The sequence below is a fragment of the Sodalis-like endosymbiont of Proechinophthirus fluctus genome, from assembly GCF_001602625.1.
Lineage (GTDB): Bacteria > Pseudomonadota > Gammaproteobacteria > Enterobacterales > Enterobacteriaceae.
This window is the reverse complement of sequence record NZ_LECR01000010.1, coordinates 1,848-8,099: the sequence shown is the minus strand read 5'-3', so window position 1 is coordinate 8,099 and position 6,252 is coordinate 1,848. Positions and strand designations below refer to the sequence as shown.

The following is a 6,252-nucleotide window of genomic DNA, read 5'->3' as shown; positions in this document are numbered from 1 at the left end:
CCGATATCGATAATGGCCGCGCCGGCATTCAACATCGCCGCAGCGTGGTCGATAGCGGCGGCCAAATGCTGGTATTTTCCGCCGTCAAAGAATGAGTCCGGGGTTACGTTGAGGATCCCCATGACGCGTGGAACGGAAAGGCTAAGGGTACGTTCTCGAGCTATAAGCTGCATAACGACGGTTTCCTTGTTTTGTGCAAACTCTAAGGCCGTTATCTTAGAGTTTCCCGCGCAAAAAAGACCTAGCGCGTCGTATAACACAGGGCTGTCGGTAGTACCGTGCCTGGCTATTGTCACCGACGCAAAATGGGACTATTAGCGGTTGCCGAACTGCTCCGACATGGTATTGCCGGGATTTAGTGTGCACGGTTCATCCACCGATGCCGGAGCGCTGTGCGCGCCGGCGTCGCCGCTATTGTCGGAGACGGTATCGTCCCAGCCTGCGGGCGGGCGGACCGCCTTGCGGCCCATCAGATCGTCTATCTGCGGCGAATCGATGGTTTCATATTTCATCAGCGCATCCTTCATAGTATGCAGGATATCCATATTTTCCATCAGCAGCGTGCGTGCGCGGACATAATTTCGCTCAATTAGCGACTTCACTTCCTGATCTATGATGCGCGCCGTTTCATCAGACATATGCTTCGCTTTGGCCACCGAGCGGCCGAGGAATACTTCACTCTCTTCCTCCGCATACAGCAGCGGGCCAAGCTTCTCTGAGAAGCCCCACTGGGTCACCATATTGCGGGCAATCGAGGTCGCCACTTTAATATCGTTAGATGCCCCAGTAGACACTTTCGCCGGACCGTAAATGATCTCCTCTGCTAGCCGGCCGCCGTACAGAGTAGAGATCTGGCTTTCCAGCTTCTGTCGGCTAGTGCTGATAGCATCCCCTTCCGGCAGGAAGAAAGTCACCCCTAGGGCACGGCCGCGCGGGATAATCGTAACTTTATGCACCGGATCATGCTCCGGCACCAGGCGGCCAATGATCGCATGGCCTGCTTCGTGGTAAGCAGTCGACTCTTTCTGCGCTTCAGTCATCACCATGGAACGGCGCTCGGCGCCCATCATGATTTTGTCCTTGGCCTTCTCAAATTCCACCATAGACACCACGCGCTTACTGCCACGGGCCGCGAATAGCGCCGCTTCGTTCACCAGATTGGCTAAATCGGCGCCCGAGAAGCCGGGCGTACCGCGCGCAATAACCGACGCATCCATGTCAGGCGCCAGCGGGACGCGGCGCATGTGGACTTTCAAAATCTGTTCGCGACCGCGGACATCGGGCAGGCCCACCACTACCTGACGGTCGAAACGGCCCGGGCGCAGTAGCGCAGGGTCTAACACGTCGGGGCGGTTGGTCGCGGCGATGACGATAATACCTTCATTCCCTTCAAAGCCATCCATTTCCACAAGCATCTGGTTCAGAGTCTGCTCGCGCTCATCATGACCACCGCCGAGACCGGCGCCACGCTGACGCCCGACGGCGTCAATCTCATCGATAAAGATGATGCACGGCGCTGCTTTTTTCGCCTGCTCGAACATGTCGCGCACGCGGGAGGCGCCCACACCGACGAACATTTCCACGAAATCAGAACCAGAAATAGTGAAGAAAGGAACCTTAGCTTCCCCCGCGATGGCTTTGGCTAGCAGCGTCTTACCAGTCCCTGGTGGCCCCACCATCAGCACACCTTTCGGAATCTTGCCGCCGAGATTTTGGAAACGGCTCGGCTCGCGCAGATAATCTACCAGCTCGCTGACCTCTTCCTTCGCTTCATCGCAACCTGCAACATCGGCGAATGTCGTTTTAATCTGGTCTTCTGTCAGCATCCGTGCCTTGCTTTTTCCGAACGACAAGGCACCTTTACCGCCGCCCTGCATTTGACGCATGAAGAAGATCCAGACTCCAATTAGCAATAGCATCGGGAACCAGGAGATAAAGATGGACGCTAGCAGGCTGGGCTCTTCCGGAGGCTCGCCCACGACTTTGACGTTTTTGGTCAAAAGAATATCGAGCAGCTTGGGATCGTTGACCGGGATATATGTAGTGTAACGGTTACTGTCTTTTTTAGTAACGGTGATTTCACGACCGTTAATACACGCTTCCCTAACCTGATCTTGATTCAATTCGGACATAAAGGTGGAGTAATCCACTTTACGCCCATTGGACTCGCTGGGCCTGAAGCTCTGGAATACCGACATCAGCACAACTGCGATAACTAGCCAGAGAATAAGGTTCTTCGCCATGTCACTCAAGGGATTAGCCTCATATTACAACGGTGTTAACAATTAGCGTAGGGTACTATACTTTGCGCCCTGCCGCCACAATGTACACTTCTCGGGAGCGGGCCCGGGAAGCATCTGGCTTACGGATTTTTACCTTCGTAAACAAGGAGCGTATTTCCCGCAGGTACTCATCGAAACCTTCTCCCTGAAACACTTTAACTAGGAAACTCCCACCTGGTGCCAGTACGTCCCGGCACATATCGAGCGCCAGCTCCACGAGATACATGGACTTGGGAATATCGACCGCTGGGGTACTGCTCATATTGGGCGCCATATCGGACAGTACCACCTGCACCTTCTGCTCACCTAAGCGTTCAAACAGGGCCTGCAGCACCGGGGGGTCACGGAAATCCCCCTGTAGAAAGTCGACGCCCACCATTGGATCCATAGGCAGGATATCACAGGCGATGACACGCCCTTTGTCGCCGATTTGCGTGGCGACGTATTGCGACCAGCCGCCGGGCGCCGCACCCAGATCCACCACAATCATCCCCTGGCGAAATATCTTGTCTCTCTGCTGTATTTCATCAAGTTTAAACCAGGCACGGGAACGGAGTCCTTTTTTTTGTGCCTGTTGAACATATTTATCGCTAAAGTGTTTCTGCAGCCAGCGGCTGGAGCTTGCAGAACGCTTTTTGGTCACCATCTTATTTTCCATTCATCTTGTAAAGGGTTCAGAGTGCAGCGGTGGAAAGATTTGGTCATCACGGATGCCGATGTCGGCGATATCGATATGTATGAGATAGCGGTAGAATATGCCGCTTTCAATCCCAACCTAAGTAAAAAACTCAGATAAATATAAAAAATAATTAAAAACAGTGTGTTAAATAGCTGTTCTATTCGCTGAATCCTGCTGTTATGCCGGGAAAGAATGACTTGACAGCAGGCGTGCTCGTCGAAATCAAACAGGCGCTGGAACATCATGAGCTTATCAAGGTGATAATTGCCGCGGAATAGCACGAAACCAAAACGCTTATCGCCGATGCCATCGTTCGTGAAATCTTCGCCAACAAGCTACAGGTTATTGGCAATATTCTGGTGCTGTATCGACCTATTGCAGAGTGGAAAACTACGCTGACCATCTAACATCATCTTTTCTGATGGGAAGATGCCACTCTCCGACCCACAGCAAAAAGCAACCCGCGGCCTTTTGCTTTTCTTTACAAAGCCAATGGTAGTGGCCCGCGGGATGGGGAAATAAGTGGACATAAGCCAGCTGCGGCGCTACCCGGCCCGGACGCTTACAGATATTCTACCTTGAGGATCTCGTACTCCACCTCGCCGCCAGGGGTTTTGATGACGACGATATCCCCTTCTTCCTTGCCCACAAGACCACGGGCAATGGGAGAATTAATGGAAATAAGGTTTTTCTTGAAATCAGCCTCATCATCACCGACGATGCGATACGTTTGCTTCTCTTCACTATCCAGGTTCTCTACGCTGACCGTAGCGCCGAAAATAACCCGGCCGCTCGGGGCCAACTTAGTCACATCGATCACCTGCGCATTGGACAGTTTGGCTTCTATTTCCTGGATACGGCCTTCGCAAAAACCCTGTTGTTCTCTCGCAGCATGATACTCGGCGTTTTCTTTTAAATCGCCGTGCTCGCGGGCTTCGGCGATAGACCGGATAATTTCGTGGCGGCGGACGCTTCGAAGATATTCGAGCTCTTCACGCAGTTTTTCAGCGCCACGCAAGGTCATCGGAATCTGGTTCATAATTGTACCTCTATATAAATTCTTCCTGCTAAAATAATTGCCGTACTGGCATGGCAGGTGCTGGCGCGACACGCGTTTAGCACACGCCCCTCACCAAGAGCAGAGCAAAAGGAAGCGGCCCCGGAATTGCTTCCCAGGCCGACCAGCCTCAGTTTTGCATTTTGATGCGTATTTTACCGCAGAGTTCGGTGTGGGTCATCGTTTACTTTATCCCTGTTTGCACCGTAGTGTGACAGCACATTACTTTTCCATTGCCAAAAATTATGCGTTTTTACGATTTATCATAGGATTGAACAATGTTTTCATGCTTTCCGCACAGGTGGCGCCGGTTGAAAACTATATGGAATATTTGCCCGACAGCGACAATCTAGCGCTGATAGTGCAAAAGGTGGGGGGCCAGTGCAGCCCCGCAAGCCTGTATTGATTATCACAGTCAGCAGATGGCCTTACTCGCTAGCACTATGAATCTGTTCACCGCGCTGGCGGCGCTATTGCAGCTGGGCCTGGACTATCACTTTACTACCACCCTCGAAGCGGCCAACGTGCCGGTCGTCAGTGTGCTGCACGGCAACCTTGACCACGCGCTTCTCCAGCGATCCCATATTTACCCAACAGCGCTTACGTAAGTAGTATGGTAGCCGAACTGTGCAAGTAGGACATCAAACAAATCACCGGCGACCTGATTATCGATACCTCGGTGTTTACCAGTCATGACAAAGCTCCCGGCTGGCCCTGGAACGATCTGACGCAATGCTTTAGTACACCGCTGGGTACGACCATTGTCGATCGCAGCTGTTTCTCGGTGTCTCCCTACAGCACCCGGATGATTGGGAAGCGAGCGTTTATTCGCGTCACCTCTTATTACCTGGTGCATATGTTCATTGCCCGGTGCATATGTTCAGATAGGTAAGCACCCTGGCCCGAGACGACAGCGCTGCGCAATATTGCGAGCTGGACGTGGTGCTGGGAGAGAGCTTAACTACTTTACCCTCACCGATTATATGACGCAGCGCGCCGAACCGTTATCGCTGGTGTTCGCCATTCAGGACGAATTACAGCTGGCGGATATCACTCTGAACGGCACACTTTTGCGCTATACATAGCCCAGCTCTCCGGGACACATTTTTGCGCAATCCTCTTCCGCATCCGCACGGCTACATTATTTACTGCATATTTATACTGAAAAAATCAGACAATATGATTACAGATACAGTGTTTCGCATGATTAGGCTACGAACGTTTCAAAGCGCCTGGGTACCCCCCGGCGAGCGCTCGGATTCGGTGCACCAGATCCTACGTCAGTAGGCGGGCATTTATATGGGCAACAGCAGTATCCAGGTGTACGGTTCCGGTCTGTGTCGCGCCATAATTTGATTTCCCGCGTTACCATGATGCAGGTGTTGCAATACGATCAGATGCTGGACTTTATTTCCATGCTGCTGGTGGGTTATAGCGGCACGATCATGTACCGCATGCGCATGGATTGCACGAGCCAGGAGTCGACGGCAAAGTGTCAGCGAAAACTGACTCTTGACAGGGTGTCTACAACCTAGAGGGGTTTATTACCACCGCTAGAGAATCAAAGCGCGCCGCGTGTCCGCTGGTGTGTTTCAATAGCCGGTTATAATAAAGATATTTATCTAAATGAATTAGCCGTTTCGTGCCACCCGATCGAGACACATGCCGACCGGACCGACACCATTACTGCGCTACAAGCGGTGGCTGGCGATGATTTTTTCAAACAACTAGGTGCTAGTTACCGTAAGCCATAGTCTACGCCGATTGAAGAGGCACGGGCGCATAGATAGCCTCCGCCACACAGAGCGTGACGGCAACGCCGAACGCGGATAAGATGACGGACGGACCAGCGGCAGGCAATGCGGCTTTTATCTGCTCGCCCTTAACGATAGCGGTGGACGCGTTCACGGCATAGAGCGGACGCGCTTACCACATCGCGGCAGACACCGCCGTAGCCGGCGCCGTGACCTCCTGCGTGCCCGACAATCCGAATACGGTGGTCACTGTGCTATTTGCTCGGCAAGACCGTCCTCTTCTAAACCCAGCCGAAGGCGGTACCTATCGCCAGAAGCGTATTACTCATACTCGCGATACCCGTTCATAATCCACCGATAAGATCACCAAATTACTCAGGGTTTCGTTTGAAGACTTGACATCTCTCAAGGCAATAAGGTCTCCAGGCGCTAAACCGGGGTCTCTCTGCTACCTAGCGCCGAGATGTGACGCTGGCTGCT

At 52.7% G+C, this 6,252-nt stretch carries 5 protein-coding genes and 2 pseudogenes; 2 read left to right on the top strand and 5 right to left on the bottom strand.

The annotated features are described in order from the left end of the window. The 3 genes from BG74_RS15670 to rlmE all read right to left on the bottom strand — a co-directional run. On the bottom strand, nucleotides 1-173 hold a 173-nt coding region (locus tag BG74_RS15670), incomplete at its 3' end, for a dihydropteroate synthase (protein WP_244267135.1). A gap of 141 nt (nucleotides 174-314) precedes the next feature. Continuing rightward, nucleotides 315-2,243 carry an ATP-dependent zinc metalloprotease FtsH gene (gene ftsH, locus BG74_RS01190; protein WP_066595949.1) on the bottom strand — a complete coding sequence of 643 codons (1,929 nt, stop codon included), beginning with the start codon at nucleotides 2,241-2,243 and terminating at the stop codon, nucleotides 315-317. A gap of 55 nt (nucleotides 2,244-2,298) precedes the next feature. Then, nucleotides 2,299-2,928 carry a 23S rRNA (uridine(2552)-2'-O)-methyltransferase RlmE gene (gene rlmE / locus BG74_RS01185; RefSeq protein ID WP_066595947.1) on the bottom strand — a complete coding sequence of 210 codons (630 nt, stop codon included), beginning with the start codon at nucleotides 2,926-2,928 and terminating at the stop codon, nucleotides 2,299-2,301. Between the two features lie 185 nt (nucleotides 2,929-3,113). Between rlmE and BG74_RS01180 the strand changes: the two are divergent. Next, nucleotides 3,114-3,368, top strand: a pseudogene (locus BG74_RS01180) (YhbY family RNA-binding protein). A gap of 155 nt (nucleotides 3,369-3,523) precedes the next feature. On the opposite strand, the gene greA reads toward BG74_RS01180, so the two are convergent. Then, the gene (gene greA / locus BG74_RS01175; protein ID WP_066595944.1) at nucleotides 3,524-4,000 is read right to left on the bottom strand and encodes a transcription elongation factor GreA; all 477 of its coding nucleotides are present in this window, start codon (nucleotides 3,998-4,000) and stop codon (nucleotides 3,524-3,526) included. A gap of 304 nt (nucleotides 4,001-4,304) precedes the next feature. Here greA and dacB point away from each other — a divergent pair. Further along, nucleotides 4,305-5,646: pseudogene (gene dacB / locus BG74_RS18695) on the top strand (D-alanyl-D-alanine carboxypeptidase/D-alanyl-D-alanine endopeptidase); the annotation flags it as partial. A gap of 127 nt (nucleotides 5,647-5,773) precedes the next feature. Here dacB and BG74_RS12195 read toward each other — a convergent pair. After that, complete coding sequence (locus BG74_RS12195) at nucleotides 5,774-5,926, bottom strand: hypothetical protein (RefSeq protein ID WP_187202474.1); 153 nt, start codon at nucleotides 5,924-5,926, stop codon at nucleotides 5,774-5,776. Between the last annotated feature and the right edge of the window lie 326 nt (nucleotides 5,927-6,252).

What these genes read in the sequence shown, in the direction of transcription:
- ftsH (WP_066595949.1), bottom strand. Translation starts at nt 2,243, where the DNA reads ATGGCGAAGAACCTTATTCTCTGGCTAGTTATCGCAGTTGTGCTGATG.
- rlmE (WP_066595947.1), bottom strand. Translation starts at nt 2,928, where the DNA reads ATGGTGACCAAAAAGCGTTCTGCAAGCTCCAGCCGCTGGCTGCAGAAA.
- greA (WP_066595944.1), bottom strand. Translation starts at nt 4,000, where the DNA reads ATGAACCAGATTCCGATGACCTTGCGTGGCGCTGAAAAACTGCGTGAA.